The following is a 25,493-nucleotide window of genomic DNA, read 5'->3' on the forward strand; positions in this document are numbered from 1 at the left end:
GGCGGCCGCGGCTGCCTTCGGCGCCCGGGCGCCGCGGTGCGCCGCGAGCTCCAGCGCGAACGGCAGCACCAGGCCCACTCCCACGAACCCGAGCCAGAACGGCACGGCGTAGGCGCCGGACACGAGGCTCGCCACCGAGGCGGCGCCGGCGGCGGCGCCCGATCCCGACGTGCCGGCCGTCACGCCCAGCAGCACCGCCACCAGCACCAGCTCGAGCACCGGCAGGACAAGCCCGGCCTTGGAGAGCAGCGGCAGCGCCCCGGCCTCCTCGGGGGCCGCGAGGCGCGTGGCCAGCAGCACCGCGGCGATGCCCGTCGAGGCGGCCGACACCACGAACAGCACCGGCAGCACGGCCATGTTCCACAGCGGGAACGCGAGGCCCGCGTCGCCCAGCAGCACGCCGGTGTAGGCGGCCACGCACACGGCCAGCACCATGCCTGCGATGTCGAGCGCCTTCGGGGTGCGCTTCTTCACCAGCAGCAGCACCAAGTCGACGATGCTCACCGCCAAGAACACGCTCAAGATGATGACGCCCCAGGCCATGACGGAGTTCAGGTTGGACACCAGCATGAAGAAGCGCAACGGGTTGGCGAACCCGGCCTTCGCGTCGATCACCAGCACGAGCGTGCCCACGGCCACGGCCACCGGCGCGATGATGAACGCGATCCTCTTCATGCGCGCCGCCGGCTTCTTCGCCCAGTTCGTAAGCGCGCCTAAGACGAACGCCCCCGCGCCCAAACCGGCCAGGAACAGGTAAATTGCTATGAATGCATCCCAAACCATCTCGATCACCCCTCGTACGGCTTCATGACGTTGCCGCCGCGGTGGATGGCGGACGCGACCGGCATGGCCTCGGTTTCCTTGAGTCCGATATAGTACAGCGAGGGGTTGAGCCCCAGGTCCTCGTACAGGACGTCGCCGCCGTCCGCCTCGGCCAGGCGCTTCGCGATGTCGCTCTCCGGGTCGTTCAGGTCGCCGAAGGTGCGGGCGTAGCCCACGCACGTGCCCACGCAGGCCGGCAGCAGGCCGACGCTCGTGCGGTGGTGGCAGAACGTGCACTTCTGCACCTCGCCGGACTCCACCTGGTAGCGCACCTGGTACGGGCACGCCGCCATGCAGTACTTGCACCCTATGCACTTGTCCTGGTCGATCTGCACCGTGCCGTCCTCGGCGCGGTAGCTCGCGCCCGTGGGGCACACCTGCACGCAGGGCGCGTCGGCGCAGTGGTTGCACTGCTTGGGAACGTTCGCCCGGGCGATGCGCCCGTCGGGCCGCTCCACGTCGAAGCTCTCGATCCAGGTGTTGAACGCGCCCAGGGGCACGTCGTTCTCGCGCTTGCAGGCCACGGTGCACGCGTTGCAGCCGATGCACAGGGATAGGTCAATCAGCATGCCAAGCTTTCTCTCACTCATGATCGCTTACCCCCTTCATGCCTTCTCGATTTTGAACATGCCGCCGCAACGGCCGGGCGAGGCCGCGTCGTTCTCCGCGATGATGCTGATGACGTCGTCGCCGGTGACGCCCGTGACCGTGGGATCGAGCATCTGGTGGATGCGCACGCCCGCGGCGATGGCCGGGTCGCCCTTGGTGGTTTGGCCGTCCACCTCGATATCCTGGGCGCCGTAGTTCTGGTGCTCGTAGCCGAACGCGAGCGCGAACGCGCCTTTCGTCTGTCCGGCGCGCACCATGGCGATGCCCTCGCTCACGTCGCCGAGCGGCGTGATGGCGCGCACCTTGTCGCCGTCCTTGATGCCCAGCTCGGCCGCGTCCTCACGGTTGAGCTCGATGTAGTTGTGGCTGCAGAGGTCGCGCATGACCGGGCTGTTCGACAGCATGGAGATGGAGCGGAAGCGCGGCTTGTGCTCCGAGGCGCCGAACGGGTACTCCTCGCGCGAGAAGTGGTCCTCCATGGGAGAGAGGTCGGTGAACGTCTCGGGGTTGTAGCGCAGCGTGCCGGGCAGCTGCTTGCCCGAGTAGCAGTTCTTGTTCGTCGCGCGCTTCTCGCTGTAGAAATATGCCTGGTTCTCGTCCTTGTACCCGCGGCTGCGACGGCCGTCGGCGTCGTGCACGTAGGACATGGGCCAGTAGCGCCCGCCGCGCGACAGCACGTTCTGCACCTTGGGCCACTCCTCGTCGGACACGGCCGCCTTGAAGCTGTCGGGCAGCTCGTCGAGGCCCTGGAGCTGCGCTTCCCGTGCGTCGATGTCGGCCACCGGCTCCTCGGCGTAGGCCAGGTTCGCAACCGCCTTCAGATAGAAGTCGGCGGCGTCGCGCAGCGGCCACGCCTTGCCATCCACGTCCTTGATGGCGCCCTCGCCCCATCCGGGCAGCCCGCACGCCTCGGCCACGTCGGCCAGGAAGGTTTCCCAGCTGGCATGGCGGCCGTCGTCCAGCTTCATGCTCTCCGGCTCCTTCACCTGCCAGCGCACGGTGGTGCCGTAGCCGGTGAACGTGGTGCCCGTAGTAGGCAGGCCGAAGCTCTCGTAGGGGGTGACGTCGGGCACGATGTAGTCGGCGTACTGGGCGTGCTCGCCCACGAACACGTCGCACACGATATGCAGCGGCAGCACCTCGGGGTCGCACAGGCGCTCCACGACCTCGTCGCGCATGGCGCCCGGCGTGGCCTGGATCGTGTTGCACATGAAGGAGGTGAGTATCTTAGCCTGGTAGGGATACTTGTTCACGATGGAGAGCAGCGCCTGGCTGTCAGAGGCCGCGCCGTTGGCGAACCAGGGCATGAGCGGCTTGGGGTCCTTCTCGCCGGCCGCCACGCGGTTCTTGTACTCGTCGGTCTTCTCCCAGGCCTTCACCGTGCGCGAGATGTAGCACGCGTTCTTCGTGGAGACGTCGGGCTTGCCCTCGATGGCGCCCAGCTTGTAGCGCGCTCCGTTGCCGGCAGTGGCGGGAGCCGGGCTGTTGGGCGCGTTGCCGCCGATCATCTGGTTCGCACCCACGATGGCATGGAGCACCGCGGCGCCCATGACCGTGTCGATGCCGTTGACCGAGGCGGCCGAGCCGCCCTTGTGGCAGATGCCCACGCGGGTGCCGTGAGAGGTGTACTCCTTGGCAATGCGCTCCAGGTCCTCCACGGGCACGCCGGTGATCTCGGCGTACTCGTCCATGGTGTACTCGTTCACCGTCTCCGTGAGGAGCGAGAAGCCCGTGCGCACCTTCACGCCGTTCACCTCGCCCTCGTACTCGAGCGTGCCCTTGCTGCACGCGGAGTGCAGCGCCGGCTGCCCGGTGGCGGCGTCGATGACCACGTACTGCTCGACGGCCTTGCCGTCCTTGTCCTTCTCCTCGGGCGCATCGATGCCGGCGTCGGCCGCGCGCATGAGCTTGCGGTAGTTCGGATGGTTCTCGTCGACGATGACCAGGTACGTGGCGTTCGTATAGGCGCCGTACCCTCCCTCGACAGCCGCCTTCTGGGTGGTGAAGGAGATGGCGTCGGCGTTGTAGGTCTTGTCGGCGATGATCTTCTGCACGAGCGCAGCGCAGAACGCAGCGTTCGTTGCGGGCTTGATGGGGATCCAGTTGATGCCCGGGATGGTGGGCGTCACGGAACCGTTGGCGAGCGTGCAGTCGAGCACGTCGATCTTGAGCTTCCCGGCTGCGAGGTTCTTGAGCGTGCGCTTGCCGGAGCTCTGGAAGTTGATCATGCTGCCGCCTGGGAAGGCGCCCAGCCAGATTGCGTACTCGGCCTCCTCCGGCTCGGGGGTGAGGCCGTTCTTACCTGCTTGTGCCAGCGAACTCGCTGAATTGGCGACCGCTCAACTGCTGGCGTGCCCGTAGGCGTTGATCGTGCCGAACGTCGAGGCGAAGCGGCTGGAGAAGTTGCCGCGGCCGTCCGAGCGGCTGCCCAGCATAACCAGCTGGTTGGACACGGGGCCGAGGCCCGGCTCGTCGGGGTTCATCGGCGTTTTCGTGTCATGCAGCTCTTTGAAGCCCATGATCTCGCGGTCCTCGCCGATCTCGGCGAACAGCTTGCCGCCCTCCGTGACCTCCTTGATGAGCTGGTCCCAGCCGATGGCCTTCCACTTGCCCTCGCCGCGCTTGCCGGCGCGCTTGAGCGGCACGGTGATGCGGTCGGGCTGGGTATAGCCGTCCAACGTGCCGTTGCCGCGGCCGCATACGGTGCCGCGCAGCTGGTTGCCCTTGCCGTTGGCGTAGCTCAAGGACTGGTACGCCTCGGTGAGGGGCGCCTCGAAGTCCAGGAACGGGTACGCGTCGGCGGGGTTGTAGGGGTTGCCGCCCACGCCCAGCACGCTGCCCGTCTCGCGGTCGAGCTTCACGCGGTTGCCGCACGAGCAGTAGCACCCCACGCAGCCCGAATAGCGCACGACCACGTCCTCGTTGACGGTCACGTCCCCGGTCTTCGGGTCGACGCTCGCCTCGACGGGCTTGCCCTTGCCCGGCGCCGGGAACGCCGACTCGGCCGCGACGGCCGCGGTCGGCTGGCCGCCGAGCGCGGCGCCGGCTACCGACAGCGCGCCCAGGGCGCCCATCGCGCCGACGAACGTGCGTCGGTCGATGCTCTTTCCCATACTCTCCTCCTCCTTATGCCAGAGAACGAACACAACAGCCTTCGAGTCTAGGCGGGAGGGCGGCGCGCTTCATCACCTGATCGAGGCGTTTTGGCGGGACAATCCCGCATAAACCCCTCACCTGATCCAGGTGAAGTTTGCATTTTACCTGTTCATACTCTAGTTAGGTGGAGTGGCAGTCGGTAGGTTGCACGCAGGGCGCAGGCGCACCTATACTATAATCAGCCGCTGGGAGGTGAGGGCGTTTGAGAGAGTACTATCGGCGGAACCTTCCGCTGTACCGGCGCGAGACCATCGGCTTCGCGCTTTTTCTGGGATGGGTGTTCTGCACGCTGTTCGGCTGCGGGCTGGCCACCCACGATGCCGCCATCGACGGCACGCTGACGAACTACAACCTGGAGCGCATCTGGATGGTGAGCGGCCTGTTCGAGGGACTCGGCGGGCTGGGCGGCATCGTGGCGGCGAGGTTCGCGGCCGATCCCGCGCGGTTCGTGCGGCGGCGCGCCTTCGGGGCCATGGCTCTTGCATGCGCCGTGGCCGGCAACGTGCTCACCTGGCTCGCCTGGACCGACCGCTTCGGCGCCGTGTGGGCATTCCACGTGCCGGGCGGCGCTCTCACGGGCATCGCCGTGGCGCTGTTCGCCATGCTGTGGAGCGACCGCCTGGGATCCTACGACGAGGCGCACGTCGAATTCGCCATACCCCTCTCGTTCACGGTGGCCTTCGCGCTGTACTTCGTGTTGCTGCTGACGAAGCGGGGGTCCATCCCCTTCCTCGTGCTGTTGCTGGCCATGATAGCCCTCTCGTTCTGGCTCGCCTGCCGCCACGGCGGCGAGGGACGCCCTCCTGCCGCCGCGTCGCGGCCGGGGCCGCGCACGCACCGCGGGCTGCTGTCGTTCGGCGTGCTCGCATGCGTGTCGTGGGTGCAGGTGGCGTTCTTCCGCGTGGTGGCCACGCCGGAGATCATGGGCGACCGCATCGCCCACTTCCTCATACCGTTCACGTGCGCCTGCGTGCTTTCCCTGGTCATGTTGGCGCTCTGCCTGCGCTTGTCGCGCTACCTGAACATATCGCTCGCCTACCGGTGGAGCCTGCCGCTGTTCATGTTGAGCTACGTGCCCATCTTCATCGACTACGGCAACCCCACGCTGCGCCTCGCCGCCTACGCCATCAACTTCCTCGGCATGTTCGGCGTGCAGTTCGGCTGCTGGCTCGGCGCGTGCAAGTACCTGCGGCGCACCGGCTCGCCTGCGCTCACCGTGTTCGGCGTGTACGCGCTCGGGGAGGGGCTCGGCGTCTTCGCAGGCTGCCTCGTGGGGCTCTACGCCGTGCTGTCGCTTGACGTGAAGGGACTCATGGTGTTGTCATCGGTGCTGCTCACGGCCGTGGCGTTCGCCATCATGGTCACGGGCTTCAACCCGCAGTGGGTGTTCAACCGCACCCGCGACCGCAGCGAGCGGGACACGCCGGGCAGGCCGGGCGCGAACGGCGGCGGGCCCGACCTGGACGCCCTGTTCGAGCAGGAGGCCCGCGCGCTCCAGGCGACCTTCGACCTGACGAGCCGCGAGACGGATGTGGCGGCGCTGCTGTTGGCGGGCCGCAGCCGTCCATACATCCGCGACGAGCTCACCGTGTCCATCAACACGGTGAGCTCGCATGTGCGCAGCATCTTCTCCAAATGCGGCGTGCACTCCCAGCAGGAGCTCATCGACCTCGCCCGCAAGGGCGCCGGTACGACCTGCGAGAAGGTGTAGCGGCGTTCCGCGTGCACTACGGCGAAAGGGGCCGGAGGGCGCATGCCCGGCGCGTCTTGTTGCACTTTTGTTGTTGAGTAGCGGTTACGCTGGTTCGATGGTATAAACCAATCGAACCAGGAGGCTTCCGTGAGAAGAACGCTCTTTGTGCGGCTCGCCTGCTGCGCTGTCGCCTGTGCGCTGGCGATGGGCCTCGTCCCCGCCGTCGCCTTTGCCAACGAGGCGCCGGCCGAGCGCGGCGTCGTCGAGCTATTCGCCGACAAGGCCGCCGAGGCGTCAGCGCGCTACGCGGCCACCGGCAACCGCGACGACCTGCACGACGCCTCGGCCTACGAAAGCGGCGCGGATAGCGTCGCGGCGCTCGCGAACAAGGCGTTTCCCAAGACGTACGACTTGCGCGACGAAGGCGTGGTCACGCCCGTGAAATCCCAGAACCCCTGGGGCACGTGCTGGAGCTTCGGCGCCATCGCCGCCTGCGAGACCAGCATCATGTCGGATTTGGGCTGGACCGTGGACGCCGGCCAGACGGTGGATCTCTCCGAACTGCAGGTAGCTTGGTTCGCCTACCGGCCTCTGCCCGACGGATCTGGATCGCAAGCGGGCGAAGGCCGGCACTCGACCGATCCCAACCCCAACGCCATACTCGATCTGGGGGCTATGCCGTACACGGTCACCTCGGTGCTGTCCTCCGGCATCGGCCCTGTAGCGGAGTCCGATGCTCCCTATCGCAACAAAGAGGGCATCATCGCGAAAGACCAGTCCGGCAACCCGGTATGCTACGCGCCTGTGGGCGATTGGTCGGTCGACGAGCGCCTGCGGTTCCGTCAGGCCGTCGAGCTGGAGGAAAGCTCCGTCTTACCCTCTCCCGCGGGCAAGGACGAGGATGGATCGTATCACTACCAGCAAGCCGGCACCGACGCCATCAAGGAGAATCTCCTCGCCGGCCGCGCCGTCGAGATCGGCTTCGCGGCCGACACTTCGCGCCCCGGCCAGACCGGCCCCGCGAAGTACATCAACACCGATACGTGGGCGCACTACACCTACGACGAGGACGCCGAAGTCACCCATGCGGTGGCCATCGTCGGCTGGGACGACTCCTACTCCAAGGACAACTTTCTTGAAGGCCACCGACCCGAACGCGACGGCGCCTGGATCGTGAAGAACAGCTGGGGCTCCGTCACCGAGGAGTTCCCGAACAAGTTCGCGTGGGGAGAGAACGGCGAGGGGTACTTCCACCTCTCCTACGAGGACAAGAGCCTCTCCCTGCCCGAGTCGTTCGACTTCTACACCGAAACCTACGGTCAAACCGCCGACTACTACCTCATCAACCAATACGACTATCTGCCATCCGACGGCGTGACCTCCGTGCAGAAGAACAAAGAGGCCGCGATGGCGAACGTGTTCGAGGCCGAGGAGGGCCAGCGCGTGCGCTCGCTTTCCTGCGAGACGTCGAAGCCGAACACCACGGCGACCTACGAGCTGTACCGGCTGCGCGATGGGTTCGCGAACCCGCGCGACGGCGAGCTGCTGGCCGCCGCGACCAAGACCTATGAATACGGCGGCTACCACCGCATCGAGCTGGACGAAGGCTTCCCGATGGAGCAAGGAGAGCGCTTCTCGGTCGTGGTGACCGAGCGCTGCGGCGACGCCTACGAGGTGCTCACCGACAAGGCGGTCAACAAGAACGGCATGGTGGAAGGCGATACCATCTACTCCATCGGTGTGGTGAACCCTGGCGAGAGCTATCTTCTTGAGAATGGCGAGTGGTCTGATTGGTCCGATGACGTCGCGGCTATCAAGGAGGCAGCCGCCGCGACCCCGGAGGGCGACATCTTCGATTACGACAACTTCGCGATCAAGGCTTATTCCGATCCTATGGGCGCTCCGCCCATCCACGAGGCGACGAGCGTGCCCGATCTAGCCGGACTGACCGAGACCGATGCCTTGGCCGCCCTCGAGCGGGCCGGGCTGCGCGGAGAGGCCGGCGAAGCCGAGCACTCCGACGTGGTCGAAGCCGGGCGCGTCGCGCGCCAGGACACCGAGGCTGGCACGGAAGTGGACCGGGGCTACCTCGTGACCTACTTCCTGTCGCTCGGCAAAGATCCCGCGACCGTCGTGCCCGACAAGCCAGACAAGCCCGCAAGCGACGGGGAGCCGAGCGACGCCGCACCCAACCCGAAGCGCCTCGTGCCCACCGGCGACGATGCGATACCGGCCACCGCGGGGCTGGCGACCGTCGCTGCGCTGGGCGCGTGCATCGCGGCAGCAGCCTTCGCAGCGCGTCGCCGAAAGCGACGAAACGAGCCTTTGCGCTAACCGCCGAGGCATGCGCGCGAACGCACCGCGCGCATGCTGCTACAATGATTATCGGCCCCTCCTGGCGGGGACCGATAATCTCTTGCAAGGGAAACGACATGCACCAATTTAACATCGCGCTCGATCTGTACAGCGCCCTCCTGTGCCTGGTGCTAGGAACCTACGTGCTGATCAGCGGCGATCGACGAGACCGCGCGAACCTGTGCTTCGTCGGAATCTGCGCCTGCAACGCCGTCATGGCGCTCGGCGACCTTGCGGCGTGGGCGCTTTCGGCGCCGCTCGATCCTGCGGGACATGCGATCATGCTCGCGGGCACCTTCGCGTTCTACGCCGCCCCCGCTCCCCTTTTCATATGCTTCACCGGCTACATCGTCGCCTTCCTCTCCAAGCGGGCCCCCGTCCGGCGCGGCTATTTCCGCCTGTCGGTCGTCCTCTTCTCGCTCTACATGGTCGGATGCGTCGTCTCCCTGTTCAACGGCATGTTCTTCTCGGTGGACCCCGCAACCGGCTACGCGCGCGGCCCGCTGTTCTGGCTGGCCCAGGTAGTTCCCGTCATTCTGCATCTACGCAACGCCGCCATCGTGGTGCGCTACCGCGCCCGCCTCGAGCGCAAGGAGCTGCTGGGCTTCGCGAGCTACATCGCGCTGCCCATCGTCGCGGAGGCGATCCAGGTGGCCTTCTTCGGCATCGCGCTCATGAACACCGCTGTGGCCTTCGCCATCCTGCTGGTGTTCCTAAGCATCCAGTCCGAGCGCAAGGCGCTGCTGGCCCAGCGCGAGCAGGAGCTGGCCGAGGCGCGCTCTGACATCATGCTGAGCCAGATCCAGCCGCACTTCCTGTACAACACGCTGGCCGCCATCCGCGAGCTGTGCGCGAGCGACCCTGGCGAGGCGGCGCGCGCGGTGGGCGACTTCTCGATGTTCCTGCGCGAGAACATGGCCTCGCTCACTAGCAGGGAGCCCATCGCCTTCGAGCGGGAGCTGCGCCACACGATGACCTACCTCAATCTGGAGCAGCGCCGGTTCGGGACGAGGCTGCACGTGGAGTTCGACGTCGCCCATCGCGATTTCGAGCTGCCGCCGCTCACCGTGCAGGCGCTCGCCGAGAACGCCGTGCGCCACGGCGTGTCTGCGCGCGAGGAGGGTGGGCGCGTGCGCGTCTCGTCCTACGACGACGGCGAGAACAGCGTGGTAGAGGTGAGCGATGACGGCGTGGGATTCGCCGAGAACGCATCCACGAGCGGCGACGGGCGCGTCCACGTGGGCATCCAGAACGTTCGCGTGCGGCTGGCCGAGGGATGCCGGGGCACGCTCGAAGTGGAGAGCGCGCCAGGCGCGGGCACGTCGGCCACCATCCGCATCCCGCACGCGCAAGACGACCGGAAAGGAGCACGGCCGTGAACATGATCATCGTCGACGACGAGCCCCTCGCGCTCAAAGACCTCGTGCGCGCCCTGCGAGTCGTGCGGCCCGGCTGCGATCCAGCCGAGTTCCCCACGCCGCGCGCCGCGCTCGCCCACGCGAAGGGCAATCCGGTTGACGTGGCGTTCCTCGACATCGAGATGCCGGGCATGAGCGGCCTCACTCTGGCGAAGAAGCTCAAAGACCTGCAGCCCGAGGCGCGCATCGTGTTCGTGACCAGCTACGAGCAGTACGCGGTGGACGCCTTCGCCCTGCACGCCACCGGCTACCTGCTCAAACCGGTGCAGGAAAGCGAGCTCGAGCGGGAGCTGACCTTCATCTACGAGCAACGCCCCCGAAACGAGCGCGGTCGCATGCGCGTCCAGACCTTCGGCGGGTTCGCCGCGTTCGTCGACGAGGCGCCGCTCGCCTTCAAGCGCTCGAAGACCAAGGAGCTGCTGGCGCTGTTGGTGGACCGGCGCGGTGCGGGCGTGACCGCGCGCGAAGCCTGCGCGGTGCTGTGGGAGGACGAGCCCTGCACCGCCTCGCAGCGCAGCTACTATCAATCGCTCGTAGCCGACCTGCGCTCCACGCTCGCGGCGGCCGGCGCGGGCAGCGTCCTCGCGAAGACATGGAACAGCCTGGCCATCGACCCAAGCGCCATCGATTGCGACAGCTACCGCTTCCTCGACGGCGACCCCGCGGCCGTCAATGCCTACTGCGGCGCCTACCTGCCCTCGTACTCGTGGGCGGAGTTCTCGGCGGGGGCGTTCCACCCGCACCTGCGGTGAGCCCCCGCCCTGCGGGCGAACAGCGGAGGCAAAGGCGCGGTCGTGCGGCAGCACCTCGTCGGGCTCCGCTTCCAGTCCAGCCGAGGGAACGGAGCCCGTCGCCGACGCGAAGGAGCTGGCCGCCACAGGCGATAGCTCCGCAGCGTTCGTCTCCGCCGCATCCGCCGCTGCAGCGCTCGCCTGCGCTGGGGGCGCTTGCCTCATCGCAAGGCGCCCGCGCAATGGGCGGCTTGAGCATCGGTAGAGGCTTCGCAACAGGTTCCCCATCGAAAGGAGGTTGATGGCTTTTTCGATGGGGAGGGTCGCGCCGCTCCCTCCCTCCTCGGTGCCGGCCGTCGCACCCCTTGTTGTACTTTTGTTGCTTTGCCCTGGTTATGGTGTTTTCCGTGCAGAATAATACTGCGAGAAAGGATGCACCATGAAAGAGCTTCCCAGTTTGGCCAAGGCGGGATACTTCCTCATCGGACTGTTCGGCGGATTCCCCGGAGTCCTGCTGCTGTGGTTCGTCGGAAAGGACGGTTGGGGCTGGAGCGAGGGCGGCAAGAAGTTCGCTTGGATCGGCTGCCTGTTCTTCGTGATCCTGGCAGCCATCATGACAGCCACGGGTGGGCTGTTGGCCATTCTGGCTGCGCTGACCGGCAACGCGACCGTGACCGTTTCGTAGGGGACACGACGCGCATCGCTTCCGGCGCAGGCGATGCGCCGAGGGCGCCCAGGTCGGCAGCAGCGACACTCTCGCGAAGGCGGATGTCGGCCAAGCTGGCATTGGCAGCGCCCTCGCGAAGGCGGGCGACGACGCCCTCCCGTCCGTCCTGCTCGCCCTCGGCGCCACGGCGCGCGCCGCAGGCGCGCTTGAGCCTGCATCTGCGAAGCGCCGCCCGGAGCGGTAGCCACCGCAGGCGGGCAGAACCTTCCCCCGCCCCGCTTCTCACTCCCACCCCGTGGGGAGCCCGAGCCGCCGTCTGAGGTGCAGCTTGCGCGCATGGAGGTCATCGATGCGAAACTGCGAGCGTTTGCCGAGATGCCGCCGGATCGTGCGGGCGATCGTCTCGGTCGCCGCGGGACTGTCGAGCTCGTCGTTGGTGACGCCGACCACCGTCCATCCCATGGCCATGAGGGCATTCGTCCTGCGAGAGTCCCGCAGCCGACTCGCCTCGCCCTCATGCGCGAAGCGGCTCTGGTACTCCACGTCGAGCTTGGCCTCCGGCCAGCACAGGTCGCACCGAAAGCTCGACCTCCCCGCGATGGCCCGCGCCGCCGGGCTCGCGCGCACCACGAAGTTCATGCGAGGGATGCCCAGGCCCTCGCCGCCCTGGCGCAACGGAAGGCCCAGCACGAGCGCCTGCTTCGTCTCGCGCGGCGAGGCAGAGCGGTCCGCCGCGTAGCGCAGGACGCGGCCGAGCTTGCCTGCGCCGGCGAGCGAGGGGTTGCGCGCGACGAAGGCGCGCAGGTCGTCCACGCAGGCGAGCGGGGGCACGTCGTAGGCCGACCCGACACCCGTGCGCCGCGTCTGGTACGTTCCGCACGCCTCGTACACCAGCTCGAGCAGGGCGATCGGGCTCTTCTCGTCCACAGCGATCTGAACGAGGGCGAGGGCGGCGCCCGCCGAGAACGCACCCTCCGCCAGACGGCAAAACTCCCTGCCCGCCAGAGGCGCCGCGCACACATGCTCGCGGCAATCGGGCGCCAAGCGTCGGTGCGCGGCCGTGCCCACGAGAACATGGACGGGCTGGTCGATGCGGACGCCGTGATGAGCCGCCCTCAGACGCTCGACGATCTCGGCAAGCTCCGCCGTGCTCGGCGCACGGTCCGGCAGCGCACGCGAGGGACCTTGCAGCGGCGCGCGCTTGGTCGGACTCGACGTCCGCAGCAGCTGGAGCGATGTTCGATGACTGAAATAGACCCGTGTGCCCGCCATAGGCGCACTACCCCCTCCAAACGCCCTGTTCTGAGGAGGATCTTGCAGGCGTGGCGAGGGAAACGAGGGCATCGCCGCTTCCGCATGGGCGGCCTCCATAGAAGGGGCGCGCCTGCACTGGCTCTTTGATGCGCTCATCATACCACGCGAAATCATGCGTTCATCATACCGCTTGAAAAACGGACGCACGAGTCACCGTTTTGGCCGCTGTGAAGCTTTCGCACGCCTTCCACGGCTATCTCGCGACACTGCACACTCGTCATGGGGAAAGAGCGCTCGCTCGACCTGCGGTTTCTTCGAGAGCACATTCAAGCATCAGCTCGAGAGTCCCGGCCGGGCTTCACAGCGGCCAAAACCGTGACTTCGGAGCCCCGAAAAAGCGAAGGACCGCACCGGACGTGCCCGGTGCGGTCCTTCGGCTGCTTGCAGACGGGTTACTCGACGATCGCGCCGTCCTCGAGGGTGGCGTAGCCGCCCACGTAGACATCGGTGGCGCGACCCGTGAGCTCGGTGCCGATGAAGCCCGAGTTCACGGCCTTCGAGAGGAAGTCGGCCGCGTCCACCGTCCAGGCGGCGTCCGGGTCGATGACCGTGAGGTCCGCCGTCGCGCCCGGCTCGAGGGCCACGCGCTCGACGCGCAGGATCTCGCGGGGCTTCGCGGCCATGAGCTCGATGGCGCGCTCCCAGCTGATGATGCCGGGCGCGACCAGGTTCGTGATGACGAGCGCGAGCGACGTCTCCAGGCCGATCATGCCGAAGGGCGCCAGCTCGAACTCGGCGTTCTTCTCGAAGTCGTTGTGCGGCGCGTGGTCGGTGACGATGGCGTCCACCGTGCCGTCCTTCACGCCCTCGACGAGCGCGGCGGCGTCGTCGGCCGTGCGCAGCGGCGGGTTCACCTTGAGGAAGGTGTTGTAGTCGTCGCCGATGGCGTCCTCGGTGAGGAACAGGTGGTGCGGCGTGACCTCGCAGGTGACTGCTAGGCCCTCGGCCTTCGCAGCGCGCACGAGCTCGAGCCCGCGGGCGGTGGTGAGGTGCTGCACGTGCAGCGGGCAGCCCGTGAGGCGGCAGATGGCGATGTCGCGGGCGATCTGGATCTCCTCGCCCTCCGCCGGCCAGCCCAGCATCCCGAGGCGCGTGGACACGACGCCTTCGTTCACCTGGCCGGCGCCGACGAGGTCCTCGTCCTGGCAGTGGCTCATCACCACGCGGTCGAACTGCGCGGCGTAGTCCATGACGCGGCGCATCATGCCCGCGCCCTGCACGCCGCGGCCGTCGTCGGTGAAGGCGACGGCGCCGTGGGCCACCATGTCGCCCATCTCGGACAGCGTGTCGCCCGCGAGGCCCTGCGAGCAGGAGCCGGCCACGTGCACGCGGCACTTGCCGACGGCCGCGGCACGGGCCTTGACGTACTCGACGCCCACCGCGTTGTCGATGACGGGCTTCGTGTTCGGCATGCAGCACACCGCCGTGAAGCCGCCGTGGGCCGCGGCGCGCGTGCCGGACGCGATGTCTTCCTTCGTCTCGTAGCCGGGCTCGCGCAGGTGCACGTGGATGTCCACGAGGCCGGGGACGACGATCTTGCCGCCCAGGTCGCGCTCGACGCCCTTCTCCATCGCGAGGTTCTGGCCGATCTCGACGACACGTCCGTCGCGCACGAGGATGTCGGCCGTTTCGTTCAGACCGACCTGCGGGTCGATCACGTGGGCGTTCTTAAGCAGTAAGGCCATCTTCGCTCCCTCCCAGAAGAAGATACATTTCCGCCATGCGCGTGAGGATGCCGGCGTAGACTTGATCGAGAATGACCGAACGCTTCGGATGGTCGGCCATGTAGCTGTCCAGCTCGACGCCGCGGTTGATGGGGCCGGGATGGCAGATGAGGGCGTCGGGCTTCATGAGGGGCTCGCGCTCCTTCGTGAGGCCGTACAGCATGTTGTACTCGCGCAGCGACGGGTACGGCGCGCCTTCGAGGCGCTCGCGCTGGATGCGCAGCATGTACACCACGTCCAGGTCGGGCAGCACCTCGTCGAGCTTCGTGGTGACGTGGTCGGCGCCGAGGATGTCGGGACGCGCCGGCAGCAGCGTCGGCGGGGCAACCACCGTCACCTCGCAGCCCATGATCTTGAGCGCGGGGATGAGCGAGCCGCACACGCGGGAGTGGCCGATGTCGCCCACGACGCCCACCTTGAGGCCGGCCAGGTCGCCCTTGACCTCCCAGATGGAGTACAGGTCCAACAGCGCCTGCGTCGGATGCTGGTGCTTGCCGTCGCCCGCGTCGATGACGTGCGCGCCGGAGACGTCGGCGATCTTGCGGGGCACGCCCGCGTGCTTGTCGCGGACGATGATCATGTCGATCTTGTAGGCGCACAGCGTCTCCACCGTGTCCACGAGGCTCTCGCCCTTCACCGTGGAGGTGGAGCTGCCGCCGAAGTTCAGGCTGTTGGCGGAGAGGCGCTTCTCGGCGATCTCGAACGAGGAGCGCGTGCGGGTGGACGGCTCGTTGAACATGTTCACGACCGTGACGCCCTTGAGCGTGGGGACCTGCTTGATGCGGCGCTCGTTGACTTCCTTGAAGCGCGTGGCCGTCTCGAGGACGGTCATGATATCCTCGGCGGAGTACTCCGTGATATCGATCAGATGCTTGTGATTGAAGGCCATGCCCTATTCACCTCCCAGCGGTGCCGAACCCGCGCGGGAGCCCGGTGCGATTTCCAGAATCTCGACCTCGGACTTGCCGTCCGTCTCCTCCAGGAAGAGGCGCACGTTCTCGTCCGCCGAGGACGGCACGTTCTTGCCCACGAAGTCGGCGCGGATGGGCAGCTGACGGTGCCCGCGGTCCACCAGCACGGCCAGCTGCACCGTGGCCGGGCGGCCGATGTCCATGAGCGCGTCGAGTGCGGCGCGGATGGTGCGGCCCGTGTACAGCACGTCGTCCACGAGGACGATGTCCTTGCCGTCGAGATCGAAGAAGATGTCGGTGGAGTGCACCTCGGGAGCGAGATGCGTCGCGAAGTCGTCGCGGTAGAAGCTGATGTCGAGCTTGCCGAGCGGCACCTTCGTGCCCTCGATCTGCTCGATCTTCTCGGCCAGGCGCTTGGCGAGCAGGTCGCCGCGCGTCACGATGCCGACGAGCGCGATGTTGTCCGCGCCCTTGTTCGCCTCGAGGATCTGATGCGCAATGCGCGTCAACGACCGCTCGATCTCGTCCGCGTCCATGCAGACGGTCTTGACTGTGCCGGTGTCGGTCATGCACCCACCCCTTCCGTTCGGGATGGTACAGGCGACCCTGCCCCGCCGGCCGGTTCGCGCCTTCGCGCTCCCCCGCCTCGCAGGCGCCTGTCGCCGGACATGAAAAAAGCCTCCGCGACAGACAAAGGCTTCGACTCCGCGCGCTCTTTTCCGGGCGAGCGCTTGGTGGCTGTTACCTTGTCGGTCTCTCTGTACCGCTTTTAAAGGACTGCTCGCAGTATATGCGGTTTACCCGCGATATGTAACCCCTTTTATGCAGAAATTTACGAGAACGTGCATAATCGAGTTTCCGGTTGCAGCGCGAACGGCGGCTCGCGCGAGCCGCCGTTCAGATGGCACACCTGATGTTCGAAGCGCTTCTACGCGAGCTTGCGGCGCAACGCGAAGGCCACGACTCCGGCGGCGGCCAGCATGCCGAAAGAGGCGCCCGCCACCGCACCGGCGCCCATGCCGGTCTTCGGCGAGGTCGCGCCCGTGTCGGTGCCGGACGGCAGCGCGGCTGGGTCGTCGACGGCCGGTTCGTCCGTATCCACCTTCGAGGGAACGAGCGTCATGATGAAGTCGGCGTTGTAGGAGGCATCGCCCGTCTGGTCGCCGAGGTTGAACATCTCGGACGTGAAGTTGAAGCTGCTCTGGCTGGCGGCCCTCGTCACCTCGAACGTCTTGGCGACGCCAGCGCTGCCCGCGCTCGGCTTCACGTGCACCTCGAGCTTGTTGCAACCGGCGTATTTACCACCTGCGATAAGCGCCGCGCCGAAATCGATCTTCTTGGTCGCGTTCTCGGCAACGACCCTGAACGAGGGCATGCCGTCCAGAGCGTCATCGGCCGTCTCGCTCGTAGCGATGACGGCAAACGAGGCTGCCCTCGTCTCGCCAGAGAGGACGAACGAGCCGTCCTCGTTCGACGCGCTCTCCTGCCACGGCCCGATCGAGCGGGTCGCTGCTCCCGTCTCCTGCGCGGTCGCCTGATCCACCGTCGGCCCAGCCGCTTCCTCGGCCCATGCGAGCGCAGGGAGCGCGCACGCGAGCATTGCGGCGCACAGAAGCGCCGTCAGTTTCTTCCTCATCTCACACCTCTCTCATTGGCGCGCCCCCACAAGAAGGCGCGTGCGAACCACAGCTTCCTCATGCTAAAGCACAACCGCACGCCAATCGACCCGTAAGACGAAAGCAGGCTTCTCCTCTGCGAAATCGGAAAAGTTTCAGCGATAGCAGCAGCACGGCGAACGACGTTTTGGCAGAAAACCCCCTATGCAGCCGCAGTTGTTTGGTCGTCCACCAGCACACCGGTAACGAGGTAGCGCACAGGATCACTCGTGAAGGCCGATCGGCACGTGCTCAGCTGGACGAGCTTGCTCTCGGCGTTAAGGGCGATGCCCTCGCGCACGTTGGCTTGCGGGTCGTCGGGGGCGAGCACGGAAGCGAAATAGTTCTCGCGCACCACCGGATCGGCGAAGTCGAATGAATTCAGGATATGGCGGTCATCGTATTCGTAGGCCGCCACCACGCGATACGTGAGGATATGCCCAGGGATGTAGACATAGAATGCCTCGTTCGCCGCAAAGAAGGCGGGGTCTTCGAAGCTATGCAGCGTGGCGAACATGCCATCGTTCACGATGTTGTGACCATAGAGCACCGTGACCGGGTCGGTGAAGTCCTTGGCATTCGCCATCTGAGAGAACACGGCGCCCTCTACGGCGCAGTTGCCGCGGTAGTCGTGGTCCAGGTAGAAGAAGTCGTCCCCGGCGCGCTGCGCCACCGGCAGGTTGACGTTCGTGTTCGGCACGTAGATCCACGCGTACAGGTCGGGATTCTCCGCCTTTAGGGCGGCGAAGTCGATGGGGTTCTGCGGTGCGACCTCCTGCGCCTCCACCGTGGGTTCCACGGCAGGCAGCGGCGTCTGGGCGACCTCCGCCACGGCGCGGTCTATCTGCCGCTGCTGCCACACCAGGTAGCCGAAACCGGATGCCGCCGCCCCCAGCAGCACGACGAGCAAGACGGCCAGGACAACGGCGGCCCGTGGCCGCGCTGAGCGCTTCTCCACCGAACATCCTCCCACTCGGCACGCCGCGGACGGGCGCGTATCGGACACGATCCGACCTATCCTAGACGCCGCCGGCCACCGCCGTCAACGAGCCGGGCGAAACCGGGGCACTGCACCGCGAAAAGGGCGGGGAGGCATCTGCCCGGCAAAGGCGCAGCAGGCGAAAGTGCAGGGCGCGGAGGCGCAGGAAGCGAACGGGAGAGCCTACGGATCGCGTAGCTGGAACGCAGGACACGGCGCTGGCAGGAACGCAGAGCAGTGCAGCGGGATCGCCCGGCCGAAGCGCGGCCGCGGCAGGGTCGGCGGCGCGCGCCGCCGGCAGCTCAGCCCGTTCACGTTGAGACGCAGGCCGGGATGCCGGCGTACCATGAGCACGCCGTCTGCCAGCGCTTGCTCCATTATCCAATTGCCCAGGTCGTAGAAGCATGTCCTGCTCGAGCCACGGCACGAAACGCCCGGGCAGCACCTCGCCGTAGGGCTCGCCGCAATTCCGGACGGCTTTACGTGGCTATCCGACCGTGCGCCGCACGGTCGTCACTCGCCGAGCTCCGCGAGGCGTGCGCGGGCTTCGGGCACGGCGGGCAGGCGATTGCCGTTCTCGACGACGAAACGAAGGCACTCCCGCTCGCGCGCCCCGTCGCCCTGGCGCCGGCGGACGGCCGCCTCGTCCGCGGCGGCCAGCACGCGCATGCGCAGCGGGTAGCCGTCGGTCTCCCTCACGTGCGCGAGCTTCGGGGCCAGCACGCCGTCGTCGCCGGACAGGCGGGCTTCCAGCACGCCGCGCTCCCAGGCAAGGAAGTTACGGCGCTGGGAGGTCTCGGCGGACGAGTCGCCCTCCAGCAGGCGCTCGGCCTCCTCCACGGCCTCGAGCGCCGGTCGGGCGCCCAACAGCCTCTGCACGACCGGCTCCATGTTCACGAGCAGCGCCGCACGCTCGCGCTCGTCCTGCGCCTGCGCGGCGCTCTTACGCAGGCCCTCGCCGATGCGCGCCGCCTCCTCAATCTGGCCGCCATCGGCAAGCGCCAGCGCATAGAACGACAGGAACCACGAGCCCGCCTCCGTGTACGGCTCCCCGATGGCGCGGGCGGGCGCGGCGGCCTGGGCGCGGAAGGCGTCAGGGTCGCATCCATCGTTGTAGAGCGAGACGAGCTGCTCGGCCTTGCGGTCGGCCAGCTGCCCCATGAGGCGCGGCATGACGTACAGGCACGCGAAGAACAGCATGAGCGACGAGAACAGCCCCGGCAGCGTCTTGACCACGTTGCCGCCCATCACCAGGGAGAAGGCGGCGAGCGATGCCGCGGGTATCAGCACCGACAGCGCGTAGGCGGCCCAGACGTACTTCTTGAAATAGCGCAGCATGGCTCTCCTCGGTTCGCGGGTTAGGAGCCAGTATAGCGGAACCGCGGGAACGGAGGGAGGGCGCTCAGCAGTTGCCCAGCAGCACGTCGTCCAGGTGGCGCCGGGCAACGTCGGCCAGGCGGCGCAGATCGGCCACGGGCGTGGGCGGGCGGTCGGTCAGGCGGTGGCAGGGGAAGAAGCGCGTGAGATGGTACGGGATGGTGGTGTCGAGCGAGGCGAGCCAGGCGGCGGCCGCGTCGATGGTCGCCTCGTCGTCGTTCAGGCCGGGGACGACGAGCGTCGTCACCTCCAGGTGGCAGCCGGGTGCCGCGGCCAGCGCGGCGATGGTGCGCCTCACGGCCTCGAAGTCGCCGCCCGCCACGTCGTAGAATTCCTGCGAGAATCCCTTGAGGTCGATGTTGGCGGCGTCCAGGAGCGGCACGAGCCCGGCGAGCGGGCCCGCGTTCACCATGCCGTTGCTCACGAGCACGTTCGCCATCCCCCGCCTGCGCACGAGGCGCGCGGTGTCGGCGACGAACTCGATGCCCACGAGCGGCTCGTTGTAGGTGTAGGCCACGCCCACACAGCCGCGGTCCCGCGCCTCCAGAGCGAGGTCCGCCAACTCGGCGGGCGCCATCGGGCGCCACGGCACGTCGTCCGACCCGGCGCAGGCGATGGAGGCGTTCTGGCAGAACGGGCAGCGCAGGTTGCAGCCGTAGGAGCCTGCCGACAGCACGAGCGAGCCGGGGCGCCAGCGCGCGAGCGGCTTCTTCTCCACGGGGTCCAGCGCAAGCGACGTCACGCGGCCGTAGCTCTCGCAGACCACCTGCCCGCCGCGGGCGACGCGGGCGCGGCAGAGGCCCCGCCGGCCCTCGGCGGGCGCGCAGGCGTGCGGGCACACGCCGCAGACGGCCCGGCCGCCGTGCGGCGCATCCTCGGCTGAGGCCCGGGGCGCGCCGCCGCACCCCTCGGGCACGGCCCCCGGCTCCGCTGCTCCCGGCTCAGCCACGGCGGGCCTCCCCGCCGCGGTCGTGGCGCACGACCTCGAAGCGCTCGAGCCGCACACCGCCCTCGTCGGGCGCGATGCCCGCCTTCGCGCGAGCGATGGCAACCTGCTGGGCCGCCGTGTCCACGCCCTCCAGGTTCGGCAGCAGGAGGCCGCGCCGGCGCCCGAGCGTCACGATGACGCCGTAGCGCACCGGGTCGAGCGCGGCCTCCGAGTCCACAGGCTCCGGCGGGAACAGCACGTCCACCGAGTACGACAGCGCGTCGAGCTCGCCGGCGCCCACCGGCGGGAAGCGCGGGTCCTCGCTCGCGGCAGCCACGCCGTTGCGGATGATCTCGTCGGCGATCGAGCCGGTGACGGGCTCGACGGTGCCGATGCAGCCGCGCAGGTCGCCGCCCTCGTGCAGCGACACGAACACGCCGGCGCGCGCGTCGGCGAGCTCCGGCGGCAGTCCGTCGGGGCACGCGAGGGGCCTTCCCGTGCGCACGAAGCCCTCCACCGCGGCGCGCGCGAGCGCGACGAACGGGTCGGCCCCGTCCCGCTCCGCGGCGGCCGCGTCCTCGGCCCCGCGCGCGTCGGCTTCCGCGTCCACGCCCGCGGCAACCGCTCCGTCGCCTGTCGGCCCCTGCACCTCGAAGGCGGCCACGGCGTAGCCAACGCCGAACGGCCCCTCGTAGCTCAGCAGCTCGTGGGTAGCCGGCACGCCGTCCAGCGCGCCGGCCATGATCTGGAACGAGCCGAGGCCGCACTCGGCCGCCGCCTCGCGGAACGCCGCATCGATCGAGAAGAGCCCCTCAAGGTCGCCCTCGTCGAAGAGGCCCGTGACCGTGCGGTCGAACACGGGGCCTTCGGGCGCAAAGCCGTAGGGGCCGTCCTCCTTCAGCTTGTGGGACAGGTCGCCCGAAGCCACGAGCACGCAGGTGCGGTCCAAGTCGCAAGCCGCCTCGGCAACGCAGCGCCCGACCTCGCGGTGATCGGCGGGGGTCAGGCCCGAGAGCCCCACGCGCACCAGGCGATAGCCGGCATAGCGCTCGTTCACGAAGTGGAGCGGCACGAACGTGGCGTGGTCGAGCTCGCCGTCGCGCATGCCGCTGCCGCAGATGGGCACGCCGCGCGCGCGGGCGCAGGCCGATACCGCTGCGGCGAAGGAGGGGTCGTACGGCACGTTCATGGCGGCCTCCCACGCGTCGAACCGCCCCATGTCGCCGTGGGCGGCGTCGCCGGTGGAGATATGGAAGCAGTCGTAGTAGAGCGGCGCATGCGGCGAGACCACGACGATGGTGTCGGGCTCATGCGCGGCGATGCGGCGGGCCACCTCCTCGTAAGCGTCGACGGTGGCCTGGATGGCGCGCTCCTGGCCGTGCCCCACCGCCGGCACGATGAGCGGGGGATGCGGTACGACGTAGGCGGCGACGATGCTCATGGGCGGCTCCTAACCTTGCAGGCTCGGCCCGCCGCACGGCACGTCCGGCTCGGGAGGCTGGCGGGCGCTTTTCCGCCATTGTACAACGCCGGGCCGCGCCCTGCGAGCCTTGCGCGCGCCCGCAGGGAATCCGGCACGCAAGCGTTGCCGGGCGCCCCGTCCGCCGAAGCCTAGCCCGCGATGCGGTCGGGGCAGGACAGGACGCGCAGGCGGCCGTCGCGACAGTGGGATACCAGCGTCACGCCCAGCTCCTCGGCACGCCGGGCCGCCTCGTCGGTGGCGGACTTGCGGCTCACGAGCACGGGGCAGCCGGCGCGGTGGGCCTTGAGGGCCATCTCGCAGCTGATGCGTCCCGTGATGAACAGGGCCTTGTCGTCCAACGGCACGCGGTCGAGCCACGCCTGGCCGATGAGCTTGTCCATGGCGTTGTGCCGCCCGATGTCCTCGCGCACGAGCAGAAGGCCCCCCGTGCGGCCGTCGCCCAGGCCGCAGCCGTGCACGCACTCGCCGGTGTTGCGTCGCGGGCTGCGCTCGCAGAGCTCGTCCATCTGGGCGAGCAGGGCATCGGCGTCGAAGCGTGCGGCGGTCTCCAGGCGCCGGGGGCTCGGCACGCCCCCGCCGTCGGCCAGGAGCGCCGAGCGGGCGCAGCCGGCCGAGGTCACGCGGTGCAGCGGCACGTAGCCCTCCGCGGCGCGCTCGCCGCTGGCCACGTACACGGCCGCCGCCTCGGGGTCGGCCGTCACCTCCACGAAGCGCTCGCGGTCGGCGATGAGGCCCTCGGACAGGAGGTAGCCCACGGCCAGCTCGGCCAGGTCGTACGGGCTGCCCTGGCTCACCGCCACGGGCGCGTCGTTCAAGAATATGCGGATGGGCCGCTCGGCCGTCGTGCGCGGCGCGGACGGGCGGTACTCGATGACGGCCATGCGCCCCCCTTCCCTTCTCTAGCCCCGCTCGGCCGCGATGGCGTCGAGCCGGGCCATGACCACGTCCTCCACCTCGAACGAGAACGGCGCGAGCGCGTCGTCCGCGTAGACGGTGCGCAGGTAGCCGCCGCACTCGTCGCAGGTGGCGATGCGGTGGGCGTCGTCGCCCTCCACGTTGTAGTAATGCAGGTGCGCCTGGTTCTGCGTGCCGCAGCGGGCGCAGCGCACGCGCTCGATCTCCCACGACGTGCCGCACTGCGCGCACCAGAGCGTCTTGCCGCGCCCCTGCGTCGAGTTCTCGCCGCCCACGCGACCCGCGGCCGGGGCGCCGCCGCACACCGGGCACGCAAGGGGGTGCGGCGCGTCGCAGCCTGCCTGCCCGAGCGCGCGAGCCGCCGCACGGGCAGGCTCCTCCAGCTGCGAGCGCAGCGCAAGCGCCGCCACCAGCGCGGCCGTGCGTGCCTGGTCCTCGGTCATGCCATCGTCTGCCAGCAGCTCGGCCAGGGCATCCAGATAGGCTGCCGGGTCGCTGCCGGCCAGCCCGAGCGGGCTCGCGGCAACGATGCGGTCCCACCTCGTGCGGCCGAGCGCCTCGGCCGTGCCCGCGGCGAAGCCGCCGTGCTCGGCCGCGCAGGCAGCCGCGCGCCCGAGCGCCGCGGCGAACGGGGCAGCCCCCACCGTTGCCGGCGCGTGCGCGAGCACCGGCTCGCCCGCCGCGAACCAGGTGCGCAGGTCCTCCGCGCACGGCGCGTCCCAGCCCTCCACGGCGGGCGCGTCGGCCGCCGCCTCGTCCAGGGCGCCCCACAGCTTGCGGAAGAACGCGAGGCGCGCCATCTCGCCCTCGTCGAGCTTCTCGCGGTAAGCGGCCAAAGCCGCATCGATCGCTTTCAAATTCATGCCGTATCCTTGTCAGTCAGTTGCGTCGATCCGTACCGTCCGGGCCGTCGGCGTCGCTTCCTCCGCCCGTGCCCGGCCTTTCCTCGGCGCGCCCTTGGCGCTGGCCGTTCGCAGGGGCTCTCCCCCGAGCGCCCCTGCGAACGGCCAGCGGAGCAGCCGGGGCACGTCCGCCCCGGCAGCCCCGCAAAAGCGGCTCCCTTAAGCCTTCTTCTCTATCACGTTCTCGCCGGAGGCGATTTCCTTGCGAGCCCAGTGGCCCCAGTGGTACAGGGCGTCGGACTCGGAGACCGTGCCGTCGCCGAACATCAGCTTGGCCGTGCCCCGGTAAGGCTGGAAGATGCCCGCGCCCAGGAAGATGTGCGCCAGCCCGAACACCGCGATCAGCAAAAAGCCGATGTCGTGCAGGAACAGCGCCACACCGTAGGCGCCGCCCACGTCGACCACCGTCGTGCCCAAAAGCAGGATGACGCCCGTGATGCCCATGAGCGCGCCCGCGAACCACAGCATGCCGTCGGCGAAGCGCTGGCCGCTCTTGACCTCGCGCTGGTCGGGCATGTGGATCCACTTGGCCATGAACAGGTAGGGGAAGAACAGCATCATCCACTTCTTGTCGTCCGAATCCCACCGGTCGAACAGGTTCTTGAAGATGTGCTTCACACCCTTGGGCGCCATGATGGCGCTGATCAGGGGCACGATCACGAAGATGACGCCGATCACGCGGTGCGACATGCGGATGGCGAACACCGTGTCCGCCCCCGCCGCGGCCGCCAAGGCCGGAACGAACACGAACAAGCCCGAGATGCACAGCAGGATGCACGCGATGATGGTGATGCCGTGCGTCCAGCGCGCCTGCTTGGAGTGGCGGCGGATGTAGCGTTCCGTGCCGCTTGCCGCCATCTGCTCCAAGAACGCCTTGTTCTTGGCGGTTTCCTCGGCGGAAACCATAACGGGTCCCTTGCTCATCAGTTGCCTCCCTTCTTGCCCGGGAGGTTCTCGGTAATGTGCTCCATCACCGTCTCCTCGTCCTGGCCGTCGCCATGCTTGACGACCTGGCCGGTGTCGACGGAGATCGTGTCCTCCGTCTCGGGGTTGTACGCCAGCTTGTCGCGCTTGTAGCCGACGCCGAGCGCGAACATGGCGGCGAGGCCCGCCACGGTGAGCCCCGTGACGGCGCCCGTGATCGGCTTCATGATCTGCGTGAGGCCCACCACCGGGTTAGCCTGCGGGTTCTCCACCTGGCCATGTGCGGCCACGCCGTACTTCAGCACCTGGATGACATGCAGGCCGCCCATCTCGTCCTCGCCGTAGACCACCGCGTCCTCGTAGCCACGGGCCTTGAGGAAGTCGGCACGCTCGTGCGCCAGCGCTATCATCTCGTCGCGGTCGCCGAACACGAGGGCGTCCGGCTGGCACGTGGTGACGCAGGCGGGCTCCCTGCCCTGCTCGATGCGGTCGACGCAGCCCGTGCACTTGTTGACGGTCGTGCGCAGGCCCTCCTGGTAGCGGGGGACGTCGAACGGGCACGCCGTGGAGCAGTACTGGCAGCCGATGCACTTGGACTCGTCCACCGTCACCAGGCCCGTGGCCTCGTGCTTGGCAATGGCTCCGGCCGGGCAGATGGTGGCGCACGCGGCGTCGGTGCAGTGCTGGCACGAGCGGCGCCCGAAGGCCCACTTCACGCCCTTGTCGCCACCTGCCTCCTCGTTGAAGGAGATCAGGATGCGGGTGGTGCCGTTCAGGTCCATCGGGCTCTGGTACGAGCCGGTGGACGGGTTGCCGTTCTTCTCGAGCGTCGACGGCAGGTCGTTCCAGCATTTGCAGGCCACCTGGCAGCCGCGGCATGCGCTGCAGCGCGAGGTGTCGAACAGTATGGCTTTGTCACTCATCATTCAA

22 protein-coding genes are annotated in these 25,493 nt (G+C 68.4%); 5 read left to right on the plus strand and 17 right to left on the minus strand.

Features of this window, described 5'->3' with window-relative positions; all coding sequences use genetic code 11:
* From nrfD to LB310_RS13235, 4 genes are all read right to left on the minus strand, one after another.
* Positions 1-783, minus strand: a 783-nt coding sequence (gene nrfD, locus LB310_RS13220; RefSeq protein WP_301155169.1) for an NrfD/PsrC family molybdoenzyme membrane anchor subunit, incomplete at its 3' end; no start/stop codon positions are given.
* A 5-nt stretch (positions 784-788) separates the two neighbouring features.
* Positions 789-1,412 (minus strand): 4Fe-4S dicluster domain-containing protein, encoded by a 624-nt coding sequence (locus tag LB310_RS13225; RefSeq protein ID WP_301155170.1) that lies wholly within the window; start codon positions 1,410-1,412, stop codon positions 789-791.
* Positions 1,413-1,427: 15 nt separating this feature from the next.
* A complete protein-coding gene (locus tag LB310_RS13230) occupies positions 1,428-3,659 on the minus strand; it encodes a molybdopterin dinucleotide binding domain-containing protein (RefSeq protein WP_157006835.1) in 2,232 nt (743 codons plus the stop codon).
* Positions 3,660-3,770: 111 nt separating this feature from the next.
* Entirely contained in the window at positions 3,771-4,544 is a 774-nt protein-coding gene (locus LB310_RS13235; protein ID WP_087189707.1) for a hypothetical protein, read from the minus strand.
* Between the two features lie 245 nt (positions 4,545-4,789).
* On the opposite strand from LB310_RS13235, the gene LB310_RS13240 reads away from it, so the two are divergent.
* The 5 genes from LB310_RS13240 (at position 4,790) to LB310_RS13260 (ending at position 11,469) form a co-directional block, all read left to right on the plus strand.
* On the plus strand, positions 4,790-6,298 hold the full coding sequence (locus LB310_RS13240) for a response regulator transcription factor (RefSeq protein ID WP_301155171.1): 1,509 nt from the start codon (positions 4,790-4,792) through the stop codon (positions 6,296-6,298).
* Positions 6,299-6,427: 129 nt separating this feature from the next.
* Positions 6,428-8,614: a lectin like domain-containing protein gene (locus LB310_RS13245; RefSeq protein ID WP_301155172.1), complete on the plus strand. Its 2,187-nt coding sequence runs from the start codon at positions 6,428-6,430 to the stop codon at positions 8,612-8,614.
* 98 nt (positions 8,615-8,712) lie between these two features.
* Positions 8,713-10,014, plus strand: a complete 1,302-nt coding sequence (locus LB310_RS13250) for a sensor histidine kinase (RefSeq protein ID WP_301155173.1) — start codon at positions 8,713-8,715, stop codon at positions 10,012-10,014.
* Positions 10,015-10,016: 2 nt separating this feature from the next.
* Positions 10,017-10,805, plus strand: a complete 789-nt coding sequence (locus LB310_RS13255; RefSeq protein ID WP_301155232.1) for a response regulator — start codon at positions 10,017-10,019, stop codon at positions 10,803-10,805.
* Positions 10,806-11,223: 418 nt separating this feature from the next.
* A complete protein-coding gene (locus tag LB310_RS13260) occupies positions 11,224-11,469 on the plus strand; it encodes a hypothetical protein (protein WP_301155174.1) in 246 nt (81 codons plus the stop codon).
* Positions 11,470-11,733: 264 nt separating this feature from the next.
* Here the strand turns inward: LB310_RS13260 and LB310_RS13265 are convergent, their stop codons facing one another.
* The 13 genes from LB310_RS13265 to LB310_RS13325 form a co-directional block, all read right to left on the minus strand.
* Complete coding sequence (locus LB310_RS13265; RefSeq protein WP_301155175.1) at positions 11,734-12,723, minus strand: DUF559 domain-containing protein; 990 nt, start codon at positions 12,721-12,723, stop codon at positions 11,734-11,736.
* Positions 12,724-13,157: 434 nt separating this feature from the next.
* Positions 13,158-14,450, minus strand: a complete 1,293-nt coding sequence (locus LB310_RS13270) for a dihydroorotase (RefSeq protein ID WP_278806193.1) — start codon at positions 14,448-14,450, stop codon at positions 13,158-13,160.
* Positions 14,434-15,378: an aspartate carbamoyltransferase catalytic subunit gene (locus LB310_RS13275; RefSeq protein WP_087189704.1), complete on the minus strand. Its 945-nt coding sequence runs from the start codon at positions 15,376-15,378 to the stop codon at positions 14,434-14,436. The genes LB310_RS13270 and LB310_RS13275 overlap by 17 nt, the downstream gene beginning before the upstream one ends.
* A gap of 3 nt (positions 15,379-15,381) precedes the next feature.
* Complete coding sequence (gene pyrR / locus LB310_RS13280; protein ID WP_301155176.1) at positions 15,382-15,969, minus strand: bifunctional pyr operon transcriptional regulator/uracil phosphoribosyltransferase PyrR; 588 nt, start codon at positions 15,967-15,969, stop codon at positions 15,382-15,384.
* 359 nt (positions 15,970-16,328) lie between these two features.
* Positions 16,329-17,036 carry a hypothetical protein gene (locus LB310_RS13285; protein ID WP_301155177.1) on the minus strand — a complete coding sequence of 236 codons (708 nt, stop codon included), beginning with the start codon at positions 17,034-17,036 and terminating at the stop codon, positions 16,329-16,331.
* A 182-nt stretch (positions 17,037-17,218) separates the two neighbouring features.
* The gene (locus LB310_RS13290; RefSeq protein ID WP_301155178.1) at positions 17,219-18,013 is read right to left on the minus strand and encodes a class B sortase; all 795 of its coding nucleotides are present in this window, start codon (positions 18,011-18,013) and stop codon (positions 17,219-17,221) included.
* Positions 18,014-18,547: 534 nt separating this feature from the next.
* The gene (locus tag LB310_RS13295; RefSeq protein ID WP_301155179.1) at positions 18,548-19,372 is read right to left on the minus strand and encodes a hypothetical protein; all 825 of its coding nucleotides are present in this window, start codon (positions 19,370-19,372) and stop codon (positions 18,548-18,550) included.
* Positions 19,373-19,436: 64 nt separating this feature from the next.
* Complete coding sequence (gene amrS, locus LB310_RS13300) at positions 19,437-20,360, minus strand: AmmeMemoRadiSam system radical SAM enzyme (RefSeq protein ID WP_301155180.1); 924 nt, start codon at positions 20,358-20,360, stop codon at positions 19,437-19,439.
* The gene (gene amrA, locus LB310_RS13305; protein ID WP_301155181.1) at positions 20,353-21,780 is read right to left on the minus strand and encodes an AmmeMemoRadiSam system protein A; all 1,428 of its coding nucleotides are present in this window, start codon (positions 21,778-21,780) and stop codon (positions 20,353-20,355) included. The genes amrS and amrA overlap by 8 nt, the downstream gene beginning before the upstream one ends.
* Before the next feature lie 170 nt (positions 21,781-21,950).
* The gene (locus LB310_RS13310; protein ID WP_096226586.1) at positions 21,951-22,703 is read right to left on the minus strand and encodes a formate dehydrogenase accessory sulfurtransferase FdhD; all 753 of its coding nucleotides are present in this window, start codon (positions 22,701-22,703) and stop codon (positions 21,951-21,953) included.
* An 18-nt stretch (positions 22,704-22,721) separates the two neighbouring features.
* Positions 22,722-23,600: a formate dehydrogenase accessory protein FdhE gene (locus LB310_RS13315; RefSeq protein WP_301155182.1), complete on the minus strand. Its 879-nt coding sequence runs from the start codon at positions 23,598-23,600 to the stop codon at positions 22,722-22,724.
* Between the two features lie 198 nt (positions 23,601-23,798).
* Positions 23,799-24,563, minus strand: coding sequence for a cytochrome b/b6 domain-containing protein (locus LB310_RS13320; RefSeq protein WP_301155183.1), 765 nt, complete (start codon positions 24,561-24,563; stop codon positions 23,799-23,801).
* Positions 24,563-25,489, minus strand: coding sequence for a 4Fe-4S dicluster domain-containing protein (locus tag LB310_RS13325; RefSeq protein WP_224768066.1), 927 nt, complete (start codon positions 25,487-25,489; stop codon positions 24,563-24,565). Before LB310_RS13325 ends, LB310_RS13320 begins: the two co-directional genes overlap by 1 nt.
* Positions 25,490-25,493 lie beyond the last annotated feature (4 nt).

The sequence above is a fragment of the Gordonibacter sp. RACS_AR49 genome (assembly GCF_030418435.1).
GTDB lineage: Bacteria > Actinomycetota > Coriobacteriia > Coriobacteriales > Eggerthellaceae > Gordonibacter > Gordonibacter urolithinfaciens.

Excerpts from the sequence above, each read along its gene's own strand:
- LB310_RS13310 (WP_096226586.1), bottom strand. The coding sequence starts at position 22,703 with ATGGCCGTCATCGAGTACCGCCCGTCCGCGCCGCGCACGACGGCCGAG.
- LB310_RS13325 (WP_224768066.1), bottom strand. The coding sequence starts at position 25,489 with ATGATGAGTGACAAAGCCATACTGTTCGACACCTCGCGCTGCAGCGCA.
- LB310_RS13255 (WP_301155232.1), top strand. The coding sequence starts at position 10,017 with ATGATCATCGTCGACGACGAGCCCCTCGCGCTCAAAGACCTCGTGCGC.
- LB310_RS13270 (WP_278806193.1), bottom strand. The coding sequence starts at position 14,450 with ATGGCCTTACTGCTTAAGAACGCCCACGTGATCGACCCGCAGGTCGGT.
- LB310_RS13295 (WP_301155179.1), bottom strand. The coding sequence starts at position 19,372 with ATGCTGCGCTATTTCAAGAAGTACGTCTGGGCCGCCTACGCGCTGTCG.
- LB310_RS13250 (WP_301155173.1), top strand. The coding sequence starts at position 8,713 with ATGCACCAATTTAACATCGCGCTCGATCTGTACAGCGCCCTCCTGTGC.
- LB310_RS13260 (WP_301155174.1), top strand. The coding sequence starts at position 11,224 with ATGAAAGAGCTTCCCAGTTTGGCCAAGGCGGGATACTTCCTCATCGGA.
- LB310_RS13275 (WP_087189704.1), bottom strand. The coding sequence starts at position 15,378 with ATGGCCTTCAATCACAAGCATCTGATCGATATCACGGAGTACTCCGCC.
- LB310_RS13230 (WP_157006835.1), bottom strand. The coding sequence starts at position 3,659 with ATGATCAACTTCCAGAGCTCCGGCAAGCGCACGCTCAAGAACCTCGCA.
- LB310_RS13315 (WP_301155182.1), bottom strand. The coding sequence starts at position 23,600 with ATGAATTTGAAAGCGATCGATGCGGCTTTGGCCGCTTACCGCGAGAAG.
- LB310_RS13235 (WP_087189707.1), bottom strand. The coding sequence starts at position 4,544 with ATGGGAAAGAGCATCGACCGACGCACGTTCGTCGGCGCGATGGGCGCC.
- LB310_RS13265 (WP_301155175.1), bottom strand. The coding sequence starts at position 12,723 with ATGGCGGGCACACGGGTCTATTTCAGTCATCGAACATCGCTCCAGCTG.
- LB310_RS13225 (WP_301155170.1), bottom strand. The coding sequence starts at position 1,412 with ATGAGTGAGAGAAAGCTTGGCATGCTGATTGACCTATCCCTGTGCATC.
- pyrR (WP_301155176.1), bottom strand. The coding sequence starts at position 15,969 with ATGACCGACACCGGCACAGTCAAGACCGTCTGCATGGACGCGGACGAG.
- LB310_RS13320 (WP_301155183.1), bottom strand. The coding sequence starts at position 24,563 with ATGAGCAAGGGACCCGTTATGGTTTCCGCCGAGGAAACCGCCAAGAAC.
- amrA (WP_301155181.1), bottom strand. The coding sequence starts at position 21,780 with ATGAGCATCGTCGCCGCCTACGTCGTACCGCATCCCCCGCTCATCGTG.
- LB310_RS13285 (WP_301155177.1), bottom strand. The coding sequence starts at position 17,036 with ATGAGGAAGAAACTGACGGCGCTTCTGTGCGCCGCAATGCTCGCGTGC.